Origin of the sequence: Sphingobacterium psychroaquaticum (assembly GCF_900177625.1) — a bacterium.
GTDB lineage: Bacteria > Bacteroidota > Bacteroidia > Sphingobacteriales > Sphingobacteriaceae > Sphingobacterium > Sphingobacterium psychroaquaticum.
Genome location: NZ_FXAU01000003.1, coordinates 145,962 through 172,298, shown reverse-complemented (window position 1 = coordinate 172,298; position 26,337 = coordinate 145,962). Strand labels below are relative to the sequence as shown.

The 26,337-nt window shown below is 41.6% G+C and carries 19 protein-coding genes; 9 read left to right on the top strand and 10 right to left on the bottom strand.

Features of this window, described 5'->3' with window-relative positions; genetic code table 11:
• Positions 1-70 precede the first annotated feature (70 nt).
• Complete coding sequence (locus B9Y69_RS09135; RefSeq protein WP_085472647.1) at positions 71-859, top strand: Cof-type HAD-IIB family hydrolase; 789 nt, start codon at positions 71-73, stop codon at positions 857-859.
• 37 nt (positions 860-896) lie between these two features.
• On the opposite strand, the gene B9Y69_RS09130 is transcribed toward B9Y69_RS09135, so the two are convergent.
• A complete protein-coding gene (locus B9Y69_RS09130; protein ID WP_134431713.1) occupies positions 897-1,538 on the bottom strand; it encodes a hypothetical protein in 642 nt (213 codons plus the stop codon).
• A gap of 55 nt (positions 1,539-1,593) precedes the next feature.
• Positions 1,594-4,518: an FAD-binding and (Fe-S)-binding domain-containing protein gene (locus B9Y69_RS09125; protein WP_317042139.1), complete on the bottom strand. Its 2,925-nt coding sequence runs from the start codon at positions 4,516-4,518 to the stop codon at positions 1,594-1,596.
• Positions 4,519-4,750: 232 nt separating this feature from the next.
• Between B9Y69_RS09125 and B9Y69_RS09120 the strand changes: the two genes are divergently transcribed.
• The 4 genes from B9Y69_RS09120 (at position 4,751) to smc (ending at position 11,191) form a co-directional block, all read left to right on the top strand.
• Entirely contained in the window at positions 4,751-5,230 is a 480-nt protein-coding gene (locus B9Y69_RS09120; RefSeq protein ID WP_085472645.1) for an Lrp/AsnC family transcriptional regulator, read from the top strand.
• 1 nt (position 5,231) lies between these two features.
• Positions 5,232-6,368, top strand: coding sequence for an EamA family transporter (locus tag B9Y69_RS09115; protein ID WP_085472644.1), 1,137 nt, complete (start codon positions 5,232-5,234; stop codon positions 6,366-6,368).
• A 449-nt stretch (positions 6,369-6,817) separates the two neighbouring features.
• Positions 6,818-7,519 carry a hypothetical protein gene (locus tag B9Y69_RS09110; protein WP_134431710.1) on the top strand — a complete coding sequence of 234 codons (702 nt, stop codon included), beginning with the start codon at positions 6,818-6,820 and terminating at the stop codon, positions 7,517-7,519.
• A gap of 126 nt (positions 7,520-7,645) precedes the next feature.
• Positions 7,646-11,191, top strand: coding sequence for a chromosome segregation protein SMC (gene smc / locus B9Y69_RS09105; RefSeq protein WP_085472642.1), 3,546 nt, complete (start codon positions 7,646-7,648; stop codon positions 11,189-11,191).
• Positions 11,192-11,233: 42 nt separating this feature from the next.
• On the opposite strand, the gene B9Y69_RS09100 is transcribed toward smc, so the two are convergent.
• The 4 genes from B9Y69_RS09100 to folB all read right to left on the bottom strand — a co-directional run bounded on the left by B9Y69_RS09100 (position 11,234) and on the right by folB (position 14,441).
• On the bottom strand, positions 11,234-12,457 hold the full coding sequence (locus tag B9Y69_RS09100; RefSeq protein WP_085472641.1) for an MFS transporter: 1,224 nt from the start codon (positions 12,455-12,457) through the stop codon (positions 11,234-11,236).
• 285 nt (positions 12,458-12,742) lie between these two features.
• On the bottom strand, positions 12,743-13,318 hold the full coding sequence (locus B9Y69_RS09095; protein ID WP_085472640.1) for a hypothetical protein: 576 nt from the start codon (positions 13,316-13,318) through the stop codon (positions 12,743-12,745).
• 165 nt (positions 13,319-13,483) lie between these two features.
• Complete coding sequence (locus B9Y69_RS09090) at positions 13,484-13,927, bottom strand: Hsp20/alpha crystallin family protein (protein ID WP_085472639.1); 444 nt, start codon at positions 13,925-13,927, stop codon at positions 13,484-13,486.
• Positions 13,928-14,075: 148 nt separating this feature from the next.
• Complete coding sequence (gene folB, locus B9Y69_RS09085) at positions 14,076-14,441, bottom strand: dihydroneopterin aldolase (protein ID WP_085472638.1); 366 nt, start codon at positions 14,439-14,441, stop codon at positions 14,076-14,078.
• 65 nt (positions 14,442-14,506) lie between these two features.
• On the opposite strand from folB, the gene B9Y69_RS09080 reads away from it, so the two are divergent.
• A complete protein-coding gene (locus B9Y69_RS09080; RefSeq protein WP_085472637.1) occupies positions 14,507-15,244 on the top strand; it encodes a 3-keto-disaccharide hydrolase in 738 nt (245 codons plus the stop codon).
• 80 nt (positions 15,245-15,324) lie between these two features.
• A complete protein-coding gene (locus B9Y69_RS09075; protein ID WP_085472636.1) occupies positions 15,325-17,502 on the top strand; it encodes a S9 family peptidase in 2,178 nt (725 codons plus the stop codon).
• Between the two features lie 88 nt (positions 17,503-17,590).
• Here the strand turns inward: B9Y69_RS09075 and asnB are convergent, their stop codons facing one another.
• From asnB to B9Y69_RS09060, 3 genes are all read right to left on the bottom strand, one after another.
• Positions 17,591-19,279 carry an asparagine synthase B gene (gene asnB, locus B9Y69_RS09070; protein WP_085472635.1) on the bottom strand — a complete coding sequence of 563 codons (1,689 nt, stop codon included), beginning with the start codon at positions 19,277-19,279 and terminating at the stop codon, positions 17,591-17,593.
• Positions 19,280-19,506: 227 nt separating this feature from the next.
• Positions 19,507-21,345, bottom strand: a complete 1,839-nt coding sequence (locus B9Y69_RS09065) for a UbiD family decarboxylase (protein ID WP_085472634.1) — start codon at positions 21,343-21,345, stop codon at positions 19,507-19,509.
• A 120-nt stretch (positions 21,346-21,465) separates the two neighbouring features.
• Entirely contained in the window at positions 21,466-22,014 is a 549-nt protein-coding gene (locus B9Y69_RS09060) for a GNAT family N-acetyltransferase (RefSeq protein ID WP_200811772.1), read from the bottom strand.
• 92 nt (positions 22,015-22,106) lie between these two features.
• Between B9Y69_RS09060 and B9Y69_RS09055 the strand changes: the two genes are divergently transcribed.
• Positions 22,107-23,129, top strand: a complete 1,023-nt coding sequence (locus B9Y69_RS09055) for a threonine aldolase family protein (protein WP_085472633.1) — start codon at positions 22,107-22,109, stop codon at positions 23,127-23,129.
• 6 nt (positions 23,130-23,135) lie between these two features.
• Here B9Y69_RS09055 and B9Y69_RS09050 read toward each other — a convergent pair whose 3' ends face one another.
• Positions 23,136-23,792 carry a response regulator transcription factor gene (locus B9Y69_RS09050; protein WP_085472632.1) on the bottom strand — a complete coding sequence of 219 codons (657 nt, stop codon included), beginning with the start codon at positions 23,790-23,792 and terminating at the stop codon, positions 23,136-23,138.
• A gap of 344 nt (positions 23,793-24,136) precedes the next feature.
• Here B9Y69_RS09050 and B9Y69_RS09045 point away from each other — a divergent pair, with 344 nt between their 5' ends.
• Positions 24,137-26,323 carry a GAF domain-containing sensor histidine kinase gene (locus B9Y69_RS09045; protein ID WP_085472631.1) on the top strand — a complete coding sequence of 729 codons (2,187 nt, stop codon included), beginning with the start codon at positions 24,137-24,139 and terminating at the stop codon, positions 26,321-26,323.
• The last annotated feature ends 14 nt before the right edge of the window (positions 26,324-26,337 follow it).

The following is a 26,337-nucleotide window of genomic DNA, read 5'->3' as shown; positions in this document are numbered from 1 at the left end:
TTTTGTCTTAAACATATCAAAATCCTCGGCATTCATTGTCGAGGATTTTTTTATTTCCTACATTTACAATATGCAAAATCCTAACATCAAAGCTGTTTTTTTTGACATCGACGGAACCTTGCTCAGCTTCAAAACGCATGAAGTTCCGACCTCCACAAAAGAAGCAATCCAAGCACTCCAAGAAAAAGGCATTAAAGTAATCGTATCTACCGGGCGATCCATCAACAGTATCGATCATATCAAGTTTTTGGGATTCGACGGCTTTATTACTTTTAATGGTGGGTACTGCGTCAGCAAAGAAGGAGAGATCCTTTTCCGACAAGCAATCGACCCCCGAGATATCCAAGCGCTTTTAGATTATTCGCAAAGCAACTCGTTAAGCTTCTCTCTTATGTCCGAAAAAGCGGTAAGCATCCATGATGTAACACCGGAAATTGCAGGCATGTACGCGCATGTTAATCTTCCCGTCCCTCCTTTGGTGGAATTTGATCAGGTTGATACAGCCAGCATCCTGCAAACCAATATTTTTTTGGGACCGGAAGAGGAAAAGGTCTTTATGGAAACCGTGATGCCCAACTCACTCGCTTCGCGCTGGACCCCGCTCTTTGCGGACGTTAATCCACAAGGACAGAGTAAACAAGTCGGGATTGACATCTTTTGTAAACACTTCAATATTGACATTGCAGAAACGATGGCTTTTGGAGATGGCGGGAACGACATCAGCATGCTGAAGCATGTTGGAATTGGTGTCGCCATGGGTAATGCTAATCCTGAAGTAAAAGAGATAGCAGATTACATCACAGACGATGTCGACAGTAACGGCATAGCCAATGCTTTAAAACACTTTGGTATAGTATAACATAAAAAAAAGAGAGCTAAGCTCTCTTTTTTTTATGTTATTTTCCTTCAAATGCGGATACAATTCGTGTAAATTGTGTCGAGTCCTTTGCCCGAAACTCAAAGAGACGTTTATAGAGATCCAAGACCGCGAACACTTCCGCTTCATCGTCTGCCTTATTTCTAAAAAACAGTTTAAAGGTATATGTATCTGTTCCATCCAAATTTACCACCTTCTTATTCGATGAAAAAACTAAGGGTAACAACGTGGACTTCGTCATTGCCCCTCCCGCAGGCAAACCATACACCTGAGCAAGAGCTCGAACAAAGGCATCTGACTGCGAACCGATCGAGCTAAATTTCATCGCTCCCGGCGTAAAACCGCGGTCATTATTTGGATTTCCATCCAAAAAGATGCCTGCCGGCAGATTATTTATAACTTCAACATTAACACCAATAGTATCTTTGTCATTCAGCGACTTAGCTGTATACACGACAGAAGAGTCAGTCTTTTCCGTTTTCACCAACGAAAGAAATACCGTTGGTATCTCCCGATCCGCTGGCACGTTAAACTGACTTAGATTTTGCTCTAGTTTTCCTGCCTGGCCATCTTTACCACCACCTGAATTAGTTCCAGTACAACTGAATAAAACAGACACCATCCCACATAAACCCAAGGCTTTCATAAAGTTATTTTTCATAATTTTCACCATTTATTGAATAATAACAAATAAAAACAAAAAGTGTTTTCCGAAATTACTTTATTAAAGCGTCATACAAAATCTCAACCGGATGGTAGGATTTCTTACTCGCTCCATCTTTAATCTGATGCCTACATGACGTACCTGCCGCCGCAATAATGGTATTCTCCTCGGCATTACGTACCGCTGGAAGCAATACCAATTCCGCCACCTTCATCGATACCTCATAATGTTCCTTTTCATAGCCAAACGATCCAGCCATACCACAACAGCCTGAAGGGATAACTTCGACCGTATAGTTTTGTGGTAATGTTAATACCTTTTCAGTAAATCCAACCAGATGGAAGGCTTTCTGATAACAATGGCCATGCAACTTTATATGTCTCTTCTCGTTCGAAAACTGCTCTGGATGCAAACGCCCTGCCGCTATTTCCGCCACCAAAAACTCATCGATCATCAACGCATGTTTTGCAATAGCCTGCGCAGCAGCGTGCTTATTCGAATCCACCAGATCCAGGTACTCATCTCTAAACGTAATAATAGCCGATGGTTCAATGCCTATCAATGGTGTATCTTCCGAAATAAGCCCATCAAGCAGCTCAATATTTCGATTAGCAATGCGCTTCGCTTCTTTGACAAAACCCTTAGAAAGATAGGTCCGACCACTTTCAATATGTTTTGGCACAACAACTTCATACCCCAATGCAGTCAACAGCTTGTAAGCCGTTATACCTATTGCCGTATCGTTATATTCCGTAAACTCATCACTAAATAGGTACACCTTACGCTTCGGCACTGTCAATTTCTCCTGTTTTTTTACCCAGCCAGAAAGGGTGGTAAAACTAACCGTCGGCAGCGACCTTTTCGGTGCAAAGCCAACAACAGATTTGACAATTCCAGCCAAAAATGGCGTCTTTACCACCAAGTTATACAAGGGCGCGACATAAGAACCAAGCACTTGGCTTTTCGTAAAATTCGCAATTACCGAAGCACGGAACGATGCCCCATGCGCATCATAGTAATGCTGTAAAAATTCTGCCTTCATTTTTGCCACATCCACACTGGATGGACATTCACTTTTACAAGCCTTGCAGCTTAGGCAAAGGTCCATGACCTCCTTAATTTCTTCGTGATCAAAACGATTTTTCTGCGTCGAATTGGTTAAAAATTGACGCAACATGTTGGCTCGTGCTCGCGTCGTATCCTTTTCATCACGCGTCGCCATAAACGAAGGGCACATCGTACCACCTGTGATTTCTGTTTTCCGACAGTCGCCCGACCCCGAACATTTCTCGGCCAACCGTAGAATACTCTCTTGTTTGGTAAAGTCAAAGTATGTCTTAATGGTTTTTCCATCCGTCACCTGATCATACCGTAAAGCAGTATCCATCGGCGGTGTATTTACAATCTTTTGGGCATTAAAAACACCTAAAGGATCAAAAATATCTTTAGTTTCAACGAGTAACTCATACACTTTTTCACCCAACACTTTACCAATAAACTCACCTCGCAAACGCCCATCACCATGTTCGCCACTAAGGGATCCATTATATTTCAAGACAAGATCAGTCGTCTTTTCCAAGATCGTTCTAAACTTACGTTTGCCATCAGCTGTCTTCAAGTTGATAAACGGTTCGATATGCAACTCCCCTGCACCAGCATGCGCATAGTATGAAGCGTGCACACCTTCCTCCGCCAACAGCATTTGCACATCACGTACATAATCCGGTAAATCTTCAGGCGAGACAGCACAATCCTCAATCAGGTTCACCGGCTGCTCATCGCCTGGCAGGTTTCGGATAAGCCCCAACCCTGCTTTACGCACATCCCACACCAAATTTGTCTCTTGCACTCCCGTTATAAAAGGATATGCATAGCCCAGTCCTTTCGCTATTAGATCTTTTTTCAGCGCTTCCGCCTTTTGCTGTAACAGCACCGGATCATCGGAACGGAACTCTACAATCAATAACGCTTGCGGATCACCCTCTATAAAAAAACGATTATGCTGGTATGTCGGATGTCCAACCGTGAAATCCAAAATATATTTATCAACCAGCTCCGATGCTTCCGGCCCATGGCTCAACGCCACATTATTTCCGTGCATACAGGAAATCATATCTTCAAAATGCACGCATAAAAGACCTATTTCTTTCGGAGGTAAAGGCATCAATTGTAGCTTAGCTTCTGTAACGATACCTATTGTACCCTCCGAACCTGCCAACAGCTTACACATATTAAAAGGTTGATCTCGATCCACCAAAAAATCGAGCGCATACCCCGTATTTCGACGTGTCAATGTCTTCTTCGGGTAACCCGATTGTATAGCCGTAATATTCTGCGGATCGGTGATCAAGGTATTCACCGCACGATAGATATCTCCCTCTCGCGACTTATGTCGTAACTTATCAAAATATTGCTGCTCCTGTAACTCTTCAAAAACAACCTCAGAACCATCATTAATAAGCACACGTGCAGAAAGAAGGTTTTTTCGGGTGTCGCCCCAAACAATAGAATGTAATCCCGATGAATTATTCCCGATCATCCCACCTATCATGGCGCGACTAGCCGTTGACGTTTCGGGACCAAACATCAGTCCGAAGGGTTTTAAATAATTATTAAGGTCGTCGCGGATAACGCCAGGCTGCACACGCACCCATCGCTCCTCGACATTAACTTCCAATATTTGGTTGAAGAAACGAGAGATATCCATCACAATACCGCTACCAACCACCTGCCCGGCCAAGGATGTCCCTGCTGTACGCGGAATCAAGGTAACTCCCTCCTTGCTCGCAAAACTAATTAATGCCTTTAGATCTGCTACATCTTGTGGGATAGCAACAGCCAATGGCACTTCCTGATATACAGAAGCATCCGTAGCGTAAGCCAAACGCATCGTTTGGTGCTTTACATTCGATGGATTGTAAAACAAATCACCCTTCAAAGCAACAGAAAGTTGCGCTAGTTTATCAATTATTTGCACGTATTTACTATTTTTATAAAAACAAATCTAAAAAAATAGCGCTGAAGTTTCTAGTGTTTTGAGTTATTATTCATGATTGTTTTCAAAACACGCACAAACAAGCTTATAAGTAAACGATTACAAACTAGATAAACTACCTAAACTTCGACAATAAACGATTCATATCGAATAAAATTCTAAATTTTAAATATAATTTTGAATTTTATTCAAAAAACCTTACTTTTGCAGCATTATGGGAAAAATGGAATACAATCTCGACCAAATCGACTATCAGATCTTACGCATCATGCAAGACAATGCACGTACAAACAACGCTGATATTGCGCGTGAGCTAGGTATGGCTCCATCTGCCATTTTAGAACGGGTAAAAAAATTAGAGCAAAAAGAGGTTATCCTGCAATACAATGCAAAAATAAACCCAAATGCGCTCGATCAAAAAATGTTATCTTTTATCTTCATCAAAGCGCAAGATATTATCGGTGTTCAAAAAGTAGGTTTTTTACTGGCCGAAATCCCCGAAGTTCAAGAAGTTCATGATATCGCTGGTGACGATGGTTACCTCGTTAAGGTGCGCACAAACGATGCTGCCGGCCTGGTTGATTTAATGCGCAATACGTTGGGTAAAATTGAAGGTATTATATCGACAAGAACAACAATTGTATTAGAAACAGTAAAGGAAGAACAAAAGCTTGTGATTCCGGCTAAAAAATAAAATGGTAAAAGCAAATCAACAAACACCTAGCGTGGCGAGTATTGTATTCGCTTACTTAGTCGTGTACATTGTATGGGGTTCCACCTTTTTCTTTATTGAAAAAGCATTGCGAAGCTTCAGTCCCTTTGTACTTGGCTCCGTGCGGTTTATTATTGCTGGTACCCTGCTCATGAGCTACTGTAAGCTTAGGGGCTATAAACTCTATATTAAATCCGCTGTAAAAGATGCACTGTTTATTGGTTTTCTTCTTTTATTTGTGGATATGGCGGCCATCATTTGGTCGGAACAGTATATATCAAGTGGAATTGTCTCCATTCTTTCTGCAGCAACAGCGATTTGGTTTATTGTTTTTGACAAACCCAAATGGAAACAAAATTTCTCCAGCCTTCCCATAGTATTAGGTTTACTGTTCGGATTTATTGGCGTGTTTATGCTTTTTGCAGAACAGATTTTTTCCGGAACAACAGATACGGAAGATAAGAGCATGAAACTTACGGCCATGATTGTCTTGATCTTTGGTACAATCGGATGGACTATTGGTTCATTAATTTCCAAATACAGTAAAGAAAAGAAAAACCAAGACAAGGACGAAGAAGACCTCCATGTCATGGTGAAGACTGCCTGGCAGATGGTCTCTGCGGGTGTCTCGTTTACCATTGTCGCCCTTTTAAGCGGTGAGTATGCGCGCTTTGATATTTCAGCGGTCACTACAGCCGACTGGGGAGCAATGGCTTATCTAGCCACGATGGGTTCGATACTCGCTTTTGGTAGCTATATCTGGTTGTTACAAAATAGACCGGCAACCGAAGTAAGCACCTATGCCTACATCAATCCGATTGTTGCGCTATTGCTGGCACATTTCTTTACCAGCCACCAAGTAACCAGTATGCAAATACTCGGACTCGTTGTCGTTTTATGCAGTGTAATGCTTATGAACTGGGAGCTCTATAAAGACAATAAAAAATTCAAAGTCTATAAACGTGCAAAACGGATGAAGAAACTACGTGAAATGGCACCAAAGAGTAGTATTCCGCGGATTATTGAAATTTCAAACTTCAACAGCAAGCACGAGAAGAAAAAGGAAAAAACAGAGAAACAACCAAAGCCACAGTCGTCCGCCCTGTCGGAAGAGGAATAAAACACCGTCTGTGCAATCTCTATGGATTTGCACAGACCTATTGTCCTTATGCGCCAATCGTCTGAAACAAAACTTCCCCTAGCGCGCAACCTATCGCTACGCCCGCCAAAACACAGATGGATACCCTCAACCACAAAGGGAAACCTAAAAATCTAATCATATCTATTTCTATTACAAAATTAAACTCAAGGTTAAATTTCAGCCTTATTTTTGATTATTCAAATATAAAAACCGCTTTAAATCACTTTTTGTAGTCACGAAACTACAATAAAATTACGTATAAAGAAATATCAAAACACTTCACAACGATTTAAATACAGAAAAAGTGAAAATTGTTTTAACAAGAAGTAAAAAAAATCGATACACCCAATTGCTATTTTTTTAAGTGACACTGTAGCAAGTGGTTCATTCGATTCGTATTAAAGGAAGTAAACACAAAGAGATTAGACATGAAAAAGTTTTCAATCAGATTATTAGTATGCGTAGTGGCTGGAGTATTTGCTTTCACCAGCTGCTTGAAAGATGATAACGATTACGTTCCAATGCCTGAAGGCTACATGGTATTTGTCAACGCCTTCCCAGAAGCTAGCGGGGTAATTTATAACTTAGATGGACGCAATATCAATGGTTATGTCCCGACACCTTTTCAAAGTTATGTAGGAAGCCGTCTATTTGTTGGCAAACGAAACTTACGTATCGGATCAGCGGACGAAAACAAAGTATTAATTGATTCCAATATTACGGTAAAGGACACAACCGCGTATACATCGTTTGTATACGGCACCAAGGAGCTTCCTAAGTTTGCCATGACAACGGACAAAGGAATTGAAAATTTAGGCGATAAGTTTGGTGTTCGTTATTTCAATTTTGCAAATGGTACAGGTGAAACAAACCTATTCTTAGGCGATGCAACAGAACCTTTATTTGCGAAAAGACCAATCGAAACAGGCGCTACTGTGGTTGCCAACGAAGCGTTCCAAGCAACTGCTTCCGGCACTATAAAACTAACGGTTAAGGATAATGCAGGAACAACACTCGCAACACGTGGTGATTTTGTTTTCCAAAAAGGTCGTTACTACACAATCATCCTTACAGGCAAGAAGGATGACACAAAAACACCATTATACATTGGCGTTGTGGCTGTACAGTAGTCCTTCATTTTTATAAAATTTTAGTTTTGGAAAGAGCGCACTTCGGTGGGCTCTTTTCTTATTAAAAAAGTAAATTTTATTAGCTATTTTCGTATTTCAATTTTTATGACCAAATAGGTTTAGTTCATGCAATTAACAAAGTTAGAGATAAAGGGCTTTAAGAGCTTCGGGGATAAGATTACCATTAATTTTAATGAGGGTGTTACCGCGATTGTAGGTCCTAATGGTTGCGGCAAGTCCAATGTTGTAGACGCCATACGCTGGGTATTGGGGGAACAGAGCACACGTATGCTACGTTCAGAGAAGATGGAAAATATTATTTTTAATGGAACAGCAAACCGTAAACCTGCGAACCTGGCAGAGGTATCTTTAACCTTTGAAAATAACAACAAGTTACTACCCACCGAATTTTCAACGGTCACGATCACCCGTAAACTATACCGTAACGGTGACAGCGAGTATCGATTGAATGATGTAAAATGTCGATTGAAAGATATAACGGATCTATTCTTGGATACCGGTATCGGAGCCGACTCCTACTCCATCATTGAGTTAAAAATGATTGACGAAATCATCAATAATAAGGAAAACTCACGTCGTAATCTTTTCGAAGAGGCTTCTGGGATCTCCAAATACAAAGTCCGCAAAAAACAAACGTTATCTAAACTTAAAGATACCGAACTAGACCTCTCCCGTGTCGACGATCTTTTGTTTGAGATTGGAAAAAATCTGAAACAACTGGAAACGCAAGCAAAAAAAGCAGACAAATATTTCCAACTTAAAGGCGAATACCGCGAATCGAGCATTGGACTTGCTTACTATCGATTGGATGGTTTTAGCGGAGAATTAGATCGCATTAGCGAGCAGGAAAATGCGCAACAAAATGTGCTTACCGGTACGTCCGAGCAAATTGAGAAGCAAGAAAATCTGCTTCGTACCTTGCGTAATGATATCTTAGCGAAAGAAAAAAACTTAGCCACGCAACAGAAAAGTACAAACGAGCATATCAACAAGATACGGGCCTACGAATCGGATAAGAAAATCAAGAACGAGCAGATGCGTCACCTTCAAGATAAGGAGATGCGGCTTACTGCGGAGCTCAACAATGACAAAAAGCAATTGGAGCACGTATTGTACACGATCAAACGACTGAACGAAGAACTCTTTGAGGAACAGGGGAAGTTGGATGTGTATCAACTGGATATCGAAAAAGATAAAAACGAGGTAGAAGAGCTTCGCGCACAGCAAACTTCTTCTAAAGCGAAACTAGACAATTTTGTACGAGAAAGCAGTGAAATACAAAACAATATCTATAAGTTAGAGAAAGACATAGCGGTCCTGAACATACAAAAGGAAGCCTTACAACAAGAGTCTTTACGCACCATAAGTGATACCTCGTCGAAAGAGGCCGAGCTAAGTGAATTCAACATTGTCGTAGACGATTTGGAAGAACGTGTGGCGCAACAACAAGAGCAGTTTGACAACGCCCTGCAAGCAGAAGAAGAGTTGCAAACACAAATGCAGATTATAGAAAAGCGCTTGCAAGAAACTCGGGAGCAGCTAAACCGCGAAGCGAGGTTGGTGGATGCCAAGCAAAACGAGTACAACCTGACAAAATCTTTGGTAGATAACCTGGAAGGGTTTCCGGAATCCATCAAATTTCTCCGTAAAAATGCGGGATGGAAAAAACCTTACCCTTTATTTTCGGACATTTTATTCTGTCAGGAAGATTACCGCGTCGCGATCGAGAATTACCTCGAATCGATTATGAACCACTATGTGGTGGACGATCAGCAAGATGCCGTTCAAGCAATCCAGCTTTTAAGCAGCGCGTCCCGTGGTCGTGCAAACTTCTTTGTTCTAGATGCTATTCAACCAGCAAAACCTACAACTGTTGAAGACCGTTACTTGGACAAGGTTATTCCTGCCCTGGATGTAATCAAAGTAGATAAAAAATATGAAGCTTTATGTCAACAACTGCTTCAACATGTATACCTCCTAAAACCAGAAGCAACCGACACCCTGGAGGAGGATCTACCGAATGGAGAACTTGTAATCCTTCATCCGGAAGGTAAATTTGCGAAATACAAACTGGGCGTAAGTGGTGGCTCGGTCGGCTTATTTGAAGGGAAGCGTATCGGACGTGCAAAAAACCTTGAAAACCTGGCTAAAGAGATAAAAGCACTGAATGCACAGATCGAAACACTGCAGCAACAGGAAGATCACGATGTCGATCAGTTAGCAACCCTGCGCGTCAATTCACGGAGAGAGACGATAGACGAGCTACGGACGGTATTGAATCGGTTGAACAATGAGCTTATCTCTGTAAAGACCAAGCAGGAACAGTATCAGACCTTTATCACCACGAGTCTGAACCGAAAACAAGATATCGAAAGTAAGATTACGGTGATCAGCTACGACCTTCAAAAAGCGGAGCCTGCGTTACAAATTTTAAAAGTAGAAAGCGAAAGCCACCAAAAACAGCTGAACGAACTACAGGCGGTGTACAATGAAATTCATGAAACATTGAATGAAAAGTCTTCTGTTTTCAACCAGGAGAATATTCGTTTCCACCAACAACAGAATAAGGTTTCCAGCCTACAGAAAGACTTGGAATATCGAGAAAGTCAACAAGATGCTTTCGAATCTCGTCTGGAAAAAAACTCATTGGAATATGAACAGGTGAAAGTAGAAATGAAGGACGCGATCCAATTTGTAGACCACAATGACGAGGACTTGGTTGCGATGTACACACAGAAAGAAGCTTTAGAGAAAGGTCTACAGGAGATCGAGGAGGATTTTTACAGCTCGCGCAAGCTGATTAATGATATGGAAGAAGATATCACCCAACTGCGTCGCAATAAAGATCAAAACGATTTCTTGCTTTCACAATTAAAAGACAAAAAGACAGCTTTACAGATTGACCTAAACTCCTTGAAGGAAAGGCTATCGGTCGAATTCAACATCGATATCAACGAATTGCTGGAAGGCGAAATGCCAGAGATAGCATACTCTCAAGAGGAGCTGGTCGAAGCGTGCGATAAACTCAAAAAACAACTAGACAGCTACGGCACGATCAACCCGATGGCCAAGGAAGCATATGACGAGATGGAAGAGCGTAGCACTTTTATCACCAAGGAAAAAGACGACCTGTTGGAAGCAAAGGCATCCTTAATGGCAACAATCAGTGAAATCGACCAAACGGCAAACGAAAAATTCATGCATGCATTTAATAGTGTTCGTGATAACTTCATCCAAGTGTTCCGTTCCCTGTTCAACCAAGAAGATTCGTGTGATATGATCCTGACTGACCCAGCCAACCCACTAGAATCTGATATTGATATCATCGCACTCCCAAAAGGAAAGCGTCCGTTATCGATCAATCAGCTCTCAGGGGGAGAAAAGACATTGACCGCGACAGCCCTGCTATTTTCTTTGTACCTATTGAAACCAGCACCGTTCTGTATCTTCGATGAGGTCGATGCACCTTTAGATGACACTAACATCGATAAATTCAATAATATTATTCGCGACTTCTCGAAAAATTCACAGTTTATCGTGGTATCACACAACAAACGTACAATAGCCAGCACCGATATTATTTACGGTGTCACCATGGTGGAGCAAGGTGTCTCCCGCGTGGTAGCCGTCGATTTACGCGACGTTGCCTAACAAAAAAGGTCTTGCTCATATGCAAGACCTTTTTTGTTGTTATTAAACTTTCTTCACCCCCAGGCGCATCACATGCTTATTTAACAAAGAGAAAACACCTGCCAAAATAATAGCACAGCCTAAGATAATAAAGACATTATTCACTCCAACTAAATCCGCAGCCCAACCTGTTCCCAATAAACCGAAAATTGTAGGAATAACCGCAATACTGTAATACATGGAGAAAACACGCCCCATAACCTCGGGCCGAACCTCTTCCTGTAGCAGCGTGACGAAACTAGCGTTATAAACAGAAGCCGCAATTCCACCCAGAATAGTCAGACCTGTAAATAGATAAAACATCGAAGCAGACAAGTAGCCTGAAAGTGCTAAACTCAAGCCCAATAAAACTATCGTTAAGTTAATCATAAATGCTTTAGAAATCGTTGGTTTAAAAAAACCAAGAACACTCCCCCCTAATAACATGCCTACTCCCCAGGCGATTTCTATGACACTCATCTCCCACTTGCCTCCACCAAAATGGTTGAGTGTAAGCAACGGAAACAAGACAGCAACAGGCATCAAACAGAATGTCGCTATGGTAGAAAAAAAGAACAACCAACTTAATCCCCTATTGTTCAAAATCTCTCGAAAACCAACCATCAGGTCATCCGTAACCTGTTTAAAACTGGTCTTTGCTTTTTCATCACCTTCTGGATTCGGTATAAACACAAACAACAGGGAGATAATAGCTATTATGGCACCTCCAATATCCAATAACAACACATTTCCAATTGACATTAACGAGATGGCCAAAGCCCCCAAAGCCGGCCCCGCGATAGCTGATATCGACTGAATCATCTGATTTACACCCGCAATGCGCAAAAGTTCACTTTCAGGCGCGATCATTGGCACTGCGGCCTGCATCGCTGGCATGTGAAACGCCGATCCTACCGACCGCAAGCCAAGCATAACATAAATTAAAAGCAAGCTCTCATTACCGTAATAGAAGCTTACTGACATGACCAAGGTACAGAGTGCCACAAACCCATCAGCAAGCATCATCGTTTTCTTTCGATCCCATCGATCGATAAAAACGCCGGCAAAAGGTCCGATCAATGCCGCCGGTAGCATACCCGCTATCGCGCCGTATGCCAACACCTCCGCTGAACCGTGCTCTATACTTAACCATATTATGATGGCAAAGTTTACGGCAGAGCTACTGATTAGGGAAATAAATTGCCCCACCCATATAAATAGAAATTTCTTTTTCCACGAATCTTGCATAAAAAAAAGCATTAGTTTAAAACACTGTAAACACAGGTTTTATCAATCAATAAAAATAATAAAATGAATTATTCAACAAACTAGAGACCGTTTGTTGAAGAGACTACTACCTATATAAAATTAAATCTATATAGTAGCTACGCAACAAATCTGTCACGTTGTCTTTGGCTGGTATATATGGAGCGCAACTTCATAGCGGAGCAAAACTAAAAAATTTAACTCTAAATTCAATAAAAAAAATAAAAAAAACCTGCGATTATTCATCTGCAGGCTTCCATAAATCAATTACTTCCAACGAATATGAACCCCAAGAGGCTCCCCGCGATTAAACTCATCTTTCGTCATATCGTAGGTAGATTCATAAAAAACAAAATATAAATCTTTCTTTATTTGCTGGATCGGAATCTTCCTGTACGGATCTAAAAGAGCAATATTGGCAATGGTTCGCTTACCGACGTAGCGTCCCCGACTCTCTCGTGGATCCCGATCAAAGCGATGTTCTTCTGCAGATGAATAAAACCAATAATTGGGTGCATCATTCGATACCATTACTGCTTTATCATCATTAAATAACGCATCAGCCATCCCTGTATTTTCGTACCACGACACTTCTAGATCAGCTTCCCCTATCGCCGAACGATATAGATCGTCGTCCAATGTTGCGCCAACCAACACACCTTCATCGATAATGTGTTCTATTTGTATTTGAAAAGGTTGTTTACGCAAAGTGATTTCCCCCGTTCGGTCCACAGAAATCACTTTCCCCTCTTGAATAAACTTTACAACAAACATACGATCTTGTCCAAGGACACCTCCTACAAAAAGGGACAACAACAAGAGGCAAAAAAAGTGTTTTTTCATCAGACTACTTCTATAATTTATTGTTGCAAGGTAAACAATCCACGAGGAATTTTCCTTTCTGTTAGAATAAAAAGAAGCGTTCACATTAATTTTAGGAATAAAAAAAACAGCCCCCACAAAAGCGTGGAGACTGTCTCACCTTAAAACCTAAACACTTACAACTATTTATTTCACTTCTAACAAACGCTTCGCTATTTGCGCCTCTTCTTTCTTCCCTACCGTTATCGTTAAGATACCATCCGTATAGGCCGCATCGATATTGTTATAATCTACCGATTCTGGCAACGCGAAAGAACGGGTAAACGAAGTGTAACTGAATTCCTTTTTACTGTAAAGTTTTTCTTCTTTCACTTCTTCTTCTTTCTTCTCTACAGAAACAGTAATCAAATCTTTATCTACGTTAATTGCAAAATCTGATTTTTGCAAACCTGGAGCCGCCATTTCAATCTTGAAAGCCACATCGGTTTCCGAGATATTAATTGCTGGAACACGGGTCGTCAAACGATCCGCAACAAAAGAATCGTCGAAAAAATTATCAAAAATACTGTTCACGTACGGGTTCATAGAACCGGAATGAATTGACTTTGCTGGAAACTTTAATAATGCCATTTTTATATCCTCCTGTTTTTTTAGCTAATTATTTCTATTGTATTACATCAATAGGTTATCAAATGCCTTACCGAAGGATATACGGCCATAATTAAATGACTTTTTGTCATCACACCATACAAACACAATGACAAAAAGTCATTTTTCTTTATTTTTTATAGCAAAGCGTCACCTCTGAGTTTAATGTATCCCAGCCAAAAGGAGGCGTCGTCTTGCGCACGACAACTCGCACCTGCTCGACAAAAGGGAAACGCGAGCATACTCCTTCCAAAATTTCTGCAGCCGCAGACTCTAAAAGCTTACGCTTGGTGCGCATAACCGCCGTTAGAAGCGCGAAGAGTTCTTCATAATTTAAGGTATGCCCCAAATCCTCCTTGTCTACCATCGTAAAGGGAAAAGAAACAATGAGATCGACAAAAAACTCGTTCCCTAGCAGTTGTTCTTCCTCATAAAAACCGATTGGCGAAAAGAAACGCATATCGCGTAGTGCCACTTCCTGTGTTGTTGTCCCCATGCAACAAACATAGAAAAAACTTGGAATTATTTGTTTAATATTGCACAAACCTATAGCACATCCGCATGAGAAAGCGTTTTTTTATTCTACCTCTAGCAGGCTGCATCATCAGCCTCGCTACGACAGCCCAAACAAAATTCCAACCACAGGACACCGAATTTTACAGCCCTAAACCACCAGTCGTGACGCTAGTAAACCATGTTCCGAGTGATGCTATTTCACTTTTTAACGGCACAAATCTCGATCAATGGGAGAGCGATGGAAAATCTGGTGGAAAAGCAGATTGGACCATCAACAATAACATCTTGACGGTAAAACCCAAAAGTGGTAACATAAAGACCAAACAAACATTCGAAGATTTCCAACTTCACCTCGAATGGCGGAGTCCGGAGATCGTCAAAGGCAATGGTCAAGGACGAGGCAACAGCGGCGTCTTCCTGCAAGGATTGTATGAAATTCAAGTCCTGGACAACCAGAACAACCCCACCTACGTAAACGGTCAGGCAGGAAGCATCTACAAACAACAACCGCCTTTAGCAGAGGTACAGGCAAATGCAGATCGCTGGCACACCTATGATATCATATACACGGCCCCACGATTCAATAAAGACGGCATTCTACTTAGCAAAGGACGCGTCACTATTTTACATAACGGTGTACTCGTACAAAACAACACACAGATCGAAGGTACAACCGAATATATTGGGCTTCCGAAAATAAATGCACACGGCGCTGGCCCCATCGTTCTACAAGACCATGGCGACCTCGTTAGTTTTCGCAATATCTGGATCCGACCTTTGTAACTTTATCATAAACGAAAACAGAACGAGGTTTTAGTTTAGCTTACATTTTTCTAATTTAGCACTCTTTAAAAACAAGAAAAATGAAGAAACTACTCGTACTGTTTTTGTTCGGTTCTTCGTTCGCCTACGGCCAACGCAACTTCAACATTAACGAAACGGTTTTTGGCCCGCGCCAGTACGCTCCCAAAGCAATTATGGCTCAACAATGGATTCCGGGACAAGATGCTTTCACCTACCTGGACGACACCTACCAACGTCTTATGGTACGCGACGCAAAATCCAACTGGACAGAAAGGGAAGCCATCAATGCGGCTCGAATAATGGAGATCCTACCAACGATTCTACCAAGCAAAGAAGGCGCTAAACTAGCTATGTTCCCTTATGATTACCAGTGGAAAGACAGCAATACACTTCAATTTGCCGTACAAAACGCAAGCGGCAAACATGTTATAAACTACAATACAGCAAGTAAACAGGCAACACTTTTAGCAAGCACGCCTACCGATGCGAACAACATCGAGTACAACGCTGATTTAACACAAACAGCCTATTTAATTGAGAACAACATTGTTATAATCGACAACAATGGCAAAAAAACGACAGTAACTAACGATAGTAATAAAGGTATCGTAAACGGAAGCGACTATACGCATCGCCAAGAATTCGGCATAAAAAAAGGAATGTGGTGGAGTCCAAAAAATGATAAGCTTCTCTATTACCGCAAGGATGAAACAATGGTATCCAATTACCCACTTATTCAATGGAACGAGCGTGTAGCCACTGTAAAAGACATTCGATACCCCATGTCGGGGATGAAAAGTGAAGAAGTAACGCTTGTTGTGTACGATAGTAAAACCGGACAAAAGACAACCCTTAAAACCGGTGAGCCTAAAGAGCAGTACCTCACTATCTGCACCTGGGACCCGTCAGGTGAGTACATTTATGTCGGTGTCTTAAACCGCGAGCAGAATCACTTAAAATTAAACAAATATCAAGCGACAACAGGTGATTTTGTTCAAACTTTATTTGAAGAAAAATCCAATACCTGGGTAGAGCCGCAACATGCGCTAACCTTTTTACCGAACAACCCGAAGCAGTTCTTGTACCAAACGGACAAAGATGGTTTTAACCAACTATTTCTTTACACAACAGAAGGTAAGTTGGTAAAACAGTTAGGGTTCGAGGATGTTATCGTTGACAAGATACATGAGTTCAATACAAAAGGAGATCGTTTAGTTTACACCGGCATCACCAATAAAGGTCTAGATCGTCAGCTTTTTGAAGTACAGATCCCATCCGGGAAAACAACGCAGCTAACAAGTGAATCGGGATTCCATACCGCGTCATTAAGCAGCTCCGGAAAGTATCTCTTTGATCAGTACAGCAATATCACCACGCCGAACAAGGTCGACTTAACCACGGTTGGCAACAAAACCAAAGTGAACATGGTAACGGCCGAAAATCCATTTATAGGCAAGATTGACCTTCCAAGGATTGAAGCGGTATCGTTGACATCCCCGGATGGCACCACTGCTCTTAACGGTCGTATAATTTATCCAAATAACTTTGATCCAAGCAAGAAATATCCCGTTATGGTTTATCTATATGGCGGATCACATGCGCAGCTTGTACAAAACAAATGGTTATACGGCGCAGGCTACTTTGATCTCTATATGGCGCAACAAGGTTATATTGTTTTCACCCTAGATAACCGTGGGTCCGATGCCCGTGGAAGAGATTTTACCCGTGTCACGCACCGTCACCTCGGACAAGCGGAGATGGCCGATCAGATGCAAGGTATTGCGTTCTTAAAAACCAAACCTTTTGTAGACCAAACACGTATGGGTATTTTCGGGTGGAGTTTTGGTGGTTTTATGACCACTTCCTTCATGACACATCACCCTGAAGTGTTTCATACAGCCGTTGCTGGAGGCCCTGTAATGGACTGGAAATATTATGAGATCATGTACGGCGAGCGCTACATGGACACCCCGCAAGAGAATCCTGAAGGATACAACCAAACCTCCTTACTCAATAAAGCAGATAAATTAAAAGGTAATCTTTTGATTATACATGGTGCACAAGACCCTGTTGTAGTACAACAGCACAGCATGGAATTCGTTGAAGCTTGTATCAAAGCGGGTAAGCAGGTAGATTACTTCCTGTACCCAACCCACGAACACAATGTTTCTGGTAAAGATCGCGTACATATGTATGAGAAAATAGCGAAATACTTTGATATTCACTTGAAAAAGTAAAACAACAGAAGAGAATATCTAAAAGCCTTCTTTTTCCTCTTTATCCTTAGACAGACCAGGATAACCGGAAAAAGAAGGCTTTTTTTTGTTACACCCCTACGGATGTTTTAGCGTAACCATCGTTATGCACAGCCGCTACTGCGCGGCCTGACGGATCATTCAGATGCTGAAAGGAAGCATCCCAAGCTAAGGCTTCAGGCGTACTACAAGCAACAGACTTCACCGAAGGAACGGTCTTTGCTGCAGCCTCGGAAGGAAAGTGCGATTCAAAAATAGTACGATACAAAAATTCCTCTTTATTTTTCGGTGTGTTGATCGGAAAACGAGACGCTGCTGTTTCAAACACAACATCGCTCACTTGCTGCTCCGCTTGCTCCTTCAAGGTATCAATCCAACTGTACCCCACGCCATCCGAAAATTGCTCTTTCTGGCGCCATGCGATGCTTTCTGGTAAATAGTCCTCAAATGCCTTGCGCACTACCCATTTCTCCATGCGACCTTCTCGAATCATTTTATCATCGGGGTTCAACGTCATCGCTACATCCATAAACTCTTTGTCCAAGAACGGAACCCGCCCCTCAACACCCCATGCAGCCAACGATTTATTAGCACGCAAGCAATCATATAAGTATAGTTTTTTCAATTTTCGAACGGTTTCCTCGTGAAACTCCTTTGCATTAGGTGCCTTATGAAAGTAAAGATACCCACCAAACAGCTCGTCCGAACCCTCGCCAGATAATACCATCTTAATTCCCATCGATTTAATAACGCGTGCCAAGAGGTACATCGGTGTCGATGCCCGCACGGTCGTTACATCATAGGTTTCCAAATGATAGATCACATCACGAATAGCATCTAAACCTTCTTGAATCGTAAAGTTTATCTCATGGTGTATCGTACCAATATGGTCCGCCGCTTTTTGTGCCGCAATCAAATCCGGAGCTCCTTTTAATCCCACAGCAAAAGAGTGCAACTGCGGGTACCACGCATCTTCCTTACCTCCGGTCTCAATACGTTTAGCAGCGAATTTCTTTGTGATCGCCGCAATCACCGACGAATCCAATCCGCCAGATAGCAATACACCATAAGGAACATCCGACATCAGCTGCCGCTGAACCGCATCCTCTAATGCTTGACGAAGCTTCTGCATATCAGTCTCCACTCCTTTAACGGTATCATACGATTCCCACTCTCGCGTATACCAGCGCACTGGCACATCGCTTTCCTTACTATACCAATAACTACCTGGAGGAAACTGTTCTATTTCTTCACAAAACCCCTCCAAAGATTTTAGCTCGGAAGCCACAAAAACCTGTCCATCAACATCCTTCCCATAATACAACGGAATAATCCCCATATGGTCTCGGGCAACAAGAAATGAATCATTTCGACTATCATAAATAACGAAACCAAAAATACCGTTCAGTTGCTCAATAAACTTAGGTCCGTGTGCTAGATACAAGGCCAAAACAACTTCAGAATCCGATTGGGTCGAAAAATTATAATCAGGCAAGGAATTGCGCAACTCTTGATGGTTATAAATTTCACCATTCACCGCCAACACAACAGCTCCATCTGGACTGAACAATGGCTGACTACCCGATTTTGGGTCGACGATAGCCAATCGTTCATGTGCCAAGATAGCGCGCTCATGCGTATAGATGCCGGACCAATCTGGCCCACGATGACGAATACGCTTTGACATTTCTAAGACCTGCGGCCTAAGCTTTTCTAAAGAGGATGGCTTTAATTCAAAAGCACCAACAATTCCACACATAATTAAAATTTTACTAATGTTCTATATGTTTTGTTCAAATAATGACACAAATAAATGAATAATAAAATTAAAATCATAATGTTTTTTATTTTTTATTGAAAATAACACAAATTAAACAATGAATCATTAGTAATTTAACATTAAAAGGACAGAATCATTGTAAATTAAAAAAGCCTTCACAAGCAGATGATGCTCGTGAAGGCTTCTATCCTTCGGATCATGGTACATTATAAAATACCGTGTAGGGAGCCTCCTTTGACCGCCAGCTGGTCCACTCTTCGTTCCACCGACTCATCCTTAATCAACGCGGGTGCATGGTGCGGTTTGGTCCGCGCATCAATAATCAAAGGCCCATGGCAGCCCCAGTGTTTAAATGCCGTAAAACTATCAATTCCATAAATATCATATGCCGGGTTGCTACGCGTAAAAGTAACCCAGACCATATTGTTAAGATTCGCTGCCGTAAAACCAGCATCATCCGCTAAAATGATCAATTGGATACCTGTCCAATCCTGATTTTTAGCTTCTGCACACCACTTGTCCAAGAAAGCAACTTCATCGTCATACGAGATAAAGGCACGTCCATCCAAAACCAAGACTCCCGGCATGGCCATCTTCCCTTGATCAAAAGGTCGCGGAATACGTAAATCCACGGGTACCTCTTGTGCTAATGTTCTTTTTTTATTCCCTACAGCGGCAAAAGTTACTTTAGAACCAGCATTGAGACCATCTCCGGAATAATCCAAGGTGTCAATGGTCGTATTGGTTAAAAAATGTACATCTCGACTAAAGTCGATTCGTTCGAGAATATGCATCATAAAACTTGATATATCATGAATATCAAGTTGTGGATTATCCTCATGTGCCGCAATAAAGAGATACTTTGCTAGACTTAATTGATTTGTACCAAGCACCTGATTGGCAATGGTGAGCAGCTCTTGCGGTCTTTCAACCTCCTGATACGGTGTATAACGCTCACTTCCAATGGCGAAAAGCAAAGGATGTACCCCTGCTGGATCGACAGCATGAACCGCATGGAGGCCATTAATCTGCTGGGGAATTGCATTTCCCGTAATTTCATGGATCAACGCACCAAAGCTCGTATCTTCCTGCGGTGGCCTTCCTACCACAGTAAATGACCATATTGGATTCTTCTTGTGGTACACCCGATGTACCTTCATCAATGGAAAAGGGTGTGTTAAACTATAATAACCAATATGATCTCCAAAAGGTCCTTCGGGTTTGTTCTCGTTGGGATACACGGTACCTGTAATCACAAAGTCCGCATCTGCGGACAAACAGAAACCTTCCTCGTCATAAAAATATCGAAACCTTCTATTTCCAAGTGCACCCGCAAAAATCATTTCAGATAACCCTTCGGGCAGTGGCATGACCGCTGATAACGGATGCGATGGAGGCCCACCAACAAATATACTTACCTTTAAAGGGCGTCCAAGCGCGTTTGCCTTCGTTTGATGCACCCCTATACCGCGATGCAGCTGATAATGTAGACCAATCTCTTGATCGGGGATATATTCGTTACCGGACAATTGAATCCGATACATACCTAAGTTGGCCTGCATAATACCAGGCTTGGTCACATCTTCTGTGTATACCTGCGGCATCGTCACGAAGGCCCCTCCATCCATCGGCCAATTTACAATCTGTGGTAGTTCCGAAATCGTCGTTCTTCCATGTAAAATCGGTGCTCCCGACTTCTTCTTCCAAGGTAGTGCCCCTAAAGCGACCATCGATGATCCGATATAATCGAATGGTTTTTTTAAAACACGTGAAGGATCCATCTTTACATCCGTTAGTTTCTTCACGTGCTCCAGCGTATCACGAAACATAAATTTAGAGCGATCTAATGTTCCGAACAAGTTTGACACGGCTGGAAACTTACTTCCTTTAATATTTTCAAAATATAAAGCAGGTCCTTCGACGTCAAAGACACGCATGTGTATGGCTGCCATCTCCAGATAGGGGTCAACTTCCTCTTTGATGCGAATAAGGTGTCCGTGTCTTTCCAGATCAACCACACACTCCTCTAAACTTTTATATCCCATTATATCCTAATTCTCTAATATTTTACACCTCAAACCAACTACTTCCTGCTCGCTCCTTGGCCGGGGCCATGCCCAGCTCCTACAACTACCTACTACTAACTATCCTCTACTAACTACCCCCTACTTCTTCAGTATCAATTTTTCTGTTGGCAAATCATCCTCTATCCCGATAAAATAGCTCGTAAAGCCGAATTTTTCGAGCAATCTTTTGGACGCACCATTCTCCGGGTCGATAATACCGATAATATCGCGCGTGGGGTCTATCTGGGCGGCTAACTCCAGCATCGCTGCGCAGACCTTCGTTCCGAGACCTTGTCCCCAATATGCTTCTTTCAGTAGATAACCAACTTCAAAATATTGCGGATCCCTCTTGTTAAACTCCAACTTCGCATCGCCCATAACCGCACCCGTGTTTCCATCGATAACCAAAAAATAACCTAGCGATGGGTGTCCCTTATTCACGAGTAGATCTGAATCAAATTTAGCACGCGCTTCCGCTTCTGTCAAACCTTTTCCGGTTACGTATTTCATTACCTCATCTCGCTGTACTAATTCAAAGAAAGTATCAAAATCTCCTTCTTCATATTTTTTATACTGTATCTGATAGTCCATATAAATCCATTCGTATCGTAGGTTCACAAGATACTTAAAATCGTACATTTTTCGCATCTGAAATACATTTTAGCGGCATACATTTTTATATTTCCTGCGAAACGAATTGGTGTTATCCCAGAAAATTATCTAAGTTTATAAAAAAAAGAATGTACATTTTCACCAACGACTATGCGGAAGGTGCGCATCCAGCGATCCTTCAAAAGATGCTAGACACCAATTTCGAACAGCAGACGGGCTATGGCGAAGACCAGTATTCTATAGCAGCCAAAAAAGCCATCCGAAAAGAGATTGGCAATCCACACGCATCGATCTATTTTATTGCCACAGGAACACTGACCAACCAGCTTGCGATATCCTGTCTCCTGAAGTCACATGAAGCGGTTATCAGTGCCAAATCGGGGCATATTCAAGTACATGAAACGGGAGCCATTGAAAGCCTCGGAAACCGTATTATTCCGGTCGAAACAACAGATGGAAAAATCAGACCTGAAGACATAATCAAAATTTGTCACGCACATACGCTACGACCGCATGTCGTAAAACCCCGATTGGTTTACATTACCAACGCGACCGAAATCGGTTCCATTTACTATAAAGAAGAATTGATTGCACTCGCTGCCTGCTGTAAAGAAAACAATCTGCTTTTGTATATGGATGGTGCACGGATGGGGAATGCGCTGATGGCAACGGATAATGATTTGACGCTACAAGATATGAGTCGACTAACAGATGCCTTTTATATTGGTGGCACAAAAAATGGAGCCCTCCTTGGGGAGGCCCTTATCTTCAATGACCCTGAAACCTATCCGGAATTTGATTACCTATTAAAACAAAAAGGAGCTTTGCAAGCTAAAGGACGACTGTTGGGGATACAATTCTTGGAATTGTTCACCGATAATTTATATTATGAGCTAGCAGATCATGCAAATAAAATGGCGATGAAGATTCGTCACGCTTTTAAAGAAAAAGGTTACGAATTCTTACTCGAGTCCACGACCAACCAAGTATTTCCCATTCTTCCCAATCGGGTTAGTGAAACGCTAAGAACGAATTATTCATTCTTAGAATGGGCAAAGGTAGACAGGGATAAAACGGCAGTACGTATCGTAACCTCCTGGGCCACTCCCGAGTCTATTGTTGATGAATTTATTCGGGCAATACCGCACTAAAAAACATCAATTGATCAGCCCTCGCATTGCGGCGTACTTTATCAAAGAGGCTGAATTTTTTGCACCTGTTTTATCGATCAGATTTTGACGATGTCCTTCGACGGTTCGTTTACTTAAAAACAGTTGATCAGCAATCTCTTGATTGGTAAAACCTTCGCCAATTAAATGCAAAACCTCGAGCTCTCGATCGCTTATTTCTATTTGATCGAGGGCTCGTGTGTTATCTAATCCATATTGTGGTTGCTCGCGTAAGTAGGTAATGAGAAGTTGGGACAGTTCATCACAAAGATACCGCCCACCTTTATGTACATGCTTCACCGCAAAAAGAAGTTCCTCATAATCTATATTTTTAACCAGATATCCACTTGCCCCTTTTTCGAACGCTTGGAGCAAGTGGGCTTGATCGTTCAGCATAGAAAGCAATACAAGCTTAATCAAGGGATAATCGGAACGCAGTCGATCAGCGAGTTCCATCCCATCCATTTCTGGCATACTGATGTCACTAATAATCATATCACAATCGACCCCACCCTTTAACAAATCAACCACTTCGCGCCCATTGTCAAGCTCTGCAATTACTTCAATATTTTCATCGGTATCGAGTAACATCTTTATCCCATTTCGAACCAACAAATGGTCATCTGCTAAAATTATCTTTATCATACTTTTTTATCTATATATTTACCGACGCCAGAAGATTATAATCAATCATGCACTACCTTTCTTGAGGATAAAATACCTCAAAAACTAGACCTTTTTAAAGGCAATAAATACTTGATTTATATTTTAAGTTGCGGTTTATACGTGTTAGTATAACGTGCAATTTACGGGTTTAATTGTCTATACACAAAAACCTCTATTTAACGCCAAAACGAGAGAAATAGAGGGCTAAAACATAGAAGAAATAACACATTACAACAGGCAACATTTCGAATCAAACAATAAAAATTACAATTTTTTTAAATAACTATCGTTAGAATTTATGTCAGCTACAGAAAACCATTCCTATGAAAAAAAATGAATCTGCTTGTGTCTCTCCTCTTTTCCTTCAAGAATTTGGGGGTCTTATCCTTCTTGATTTACAATATCATATTGTAGGGATAAGCGCACAGGCGCTGCATCTGACAGCCTATAATACGACGACCTTCATAGGGATTTCTATGCAAACATTTTTTCACGAAGCTTTTCCTTCTATCGACGGTAAACTCACTAAACTCGTGAAATCGGTCGTCTTGCGTGATCTCCCTTTGCAAGTTATATCACTTCGCTATGGCGGTCGGAACTATTACTTTAAATGCCATAGGCAAGGTGAAATGATTTATCTGGAATGGGAACCTCAATTAAAAAAATATGTATCCGCTTCCAAGCTCAATGAGCTGGGGTTCTTGCTCGAACGCAGTTATCCAAATAATTGGAACATGATCTGTAAGGCAGTCAACAGTTTCTTAAAGTATGATCGCGTATTTACTATCCGGATATTCGAAACAGGACAGGCCCGTGTAATTGCGGAAGATAAGCCAGGAGCGCCCGCCTTCTCGATGCACAAAGAATTTGCCGAAACATTCCTGCCGCCTGATCTTCTTTCCTATTACAATCGTGCAGCGTATCGCTATATTCCGAATCTCCGCAAACGGGAGCAGGAACTATACATTCACGATACGGACTTTGATATGCATACAACGCAACTGGCGGCGATGCCTTTTCTTCATGAGCAACATTTATTGTCGCATGGCATTGTATCTGTTATCTTTTTCCCGATTATTATCAATGGCGAATTTTGGGGAATGATCATTGGTCATAACACCCAAGAAAAGCCGCTTGATCTACAAAACAGAAAACTCTGCGCTTTCTTCGTACAAAATGCATCCAGTAAATATGAAAGCAGCTTAGGGCAGCGTATCCTCGCAGAAAACACCCACCTTAAACAGGTTGAGGATATACTCAAAGAACGCTTATACCAAAACAAAACTGTCAATTGTGCGATGATACAAAGTTTGGATATCCTGCGTGAAATGACCACCGCCGATGGGGTTGCAATCTACAATGAAGGAGAATTGTACCTACATGGACACACACCCAACAGGCAAACTCTACACGCTTTAGTGAATTATCTGGGCAGGCACACCCGAAAAGCTATTTTCAAAGATCATAATTTTCGACTCAACCATCGTCAGCACTTTAAAAGTAAGCTTCCGTTCGCTGGAATCTTATCCTACAGATTGGATGAAGAAGGTAGCTACTACATCCTCTGGTTTCGAGAGGAAAAGCAAATTCAACTAACGCAGGTATATCCTCGTCCCAATAAAAAGCAAAATCGAGATGCTGGCGCGTCAACAACATTGCATTTTTCGGAGGAAAACATACATGACACAGCTGTACCGTGGGACGATAAGGATCTAAACTTTGTCTACACTTTGCGGGAAGCGATCAACACATCCATTATACAGAAAGTCAAAGAAAAAGAACGAATTACCGAAGAACTAGAGACAGCCAACAATGAGCTAGAGATGCTCACCTTTACATTATCTCATGATCTCAAAAACCCATTATCGGTGCTTCATAGTGGTTTATATTACTTAACGGACAAAGCACACACATTACAAGCCGAAAAACTTCATCAATGGCACAAGAATCTGCTAAATAGCATTGACAATATTTCAGATATTGTAAACAACATCGTCTTTCTAAGTCAAAATAAAATTAAGACGTTCACCAAAGACCCGATACCGATGAACTACTACATCCGTCGGATTGTTCAGGAATCCATTATTCTGCATCAAGCGCAACATTGTCAAATTAAATACGGAAAATTATACCCCATCTGGGGTGAAAAGAGTGCGCTCTATCAAATATTCATGAATATTATCAGTAATGCTTTGAAGTATTCTTCCTCCAAAGCAAATCCTCAAATCTTTATTACTAGCGCACTAAAAGAGGATCATATACACTATTACATCACGGACAATGGTATTGGGATTCCCGACCGACAAATAAATGCGGTTTTTGACATGTTCAACCGGGCAGATAATGCCCTGAATCATCAGGGATCGGGTATCGGATTAACACTGGTTAAACGAATTATGGATAGACTCGGTGCCACAATAAAAATCAATTCAGATCCATCTGGCACACGAGTCGACCTCTTTTTTCCCCTGGTTACTTCGTTTCCTGTTAATATGATGCAACACCTGTAATACGTCGCGCACGT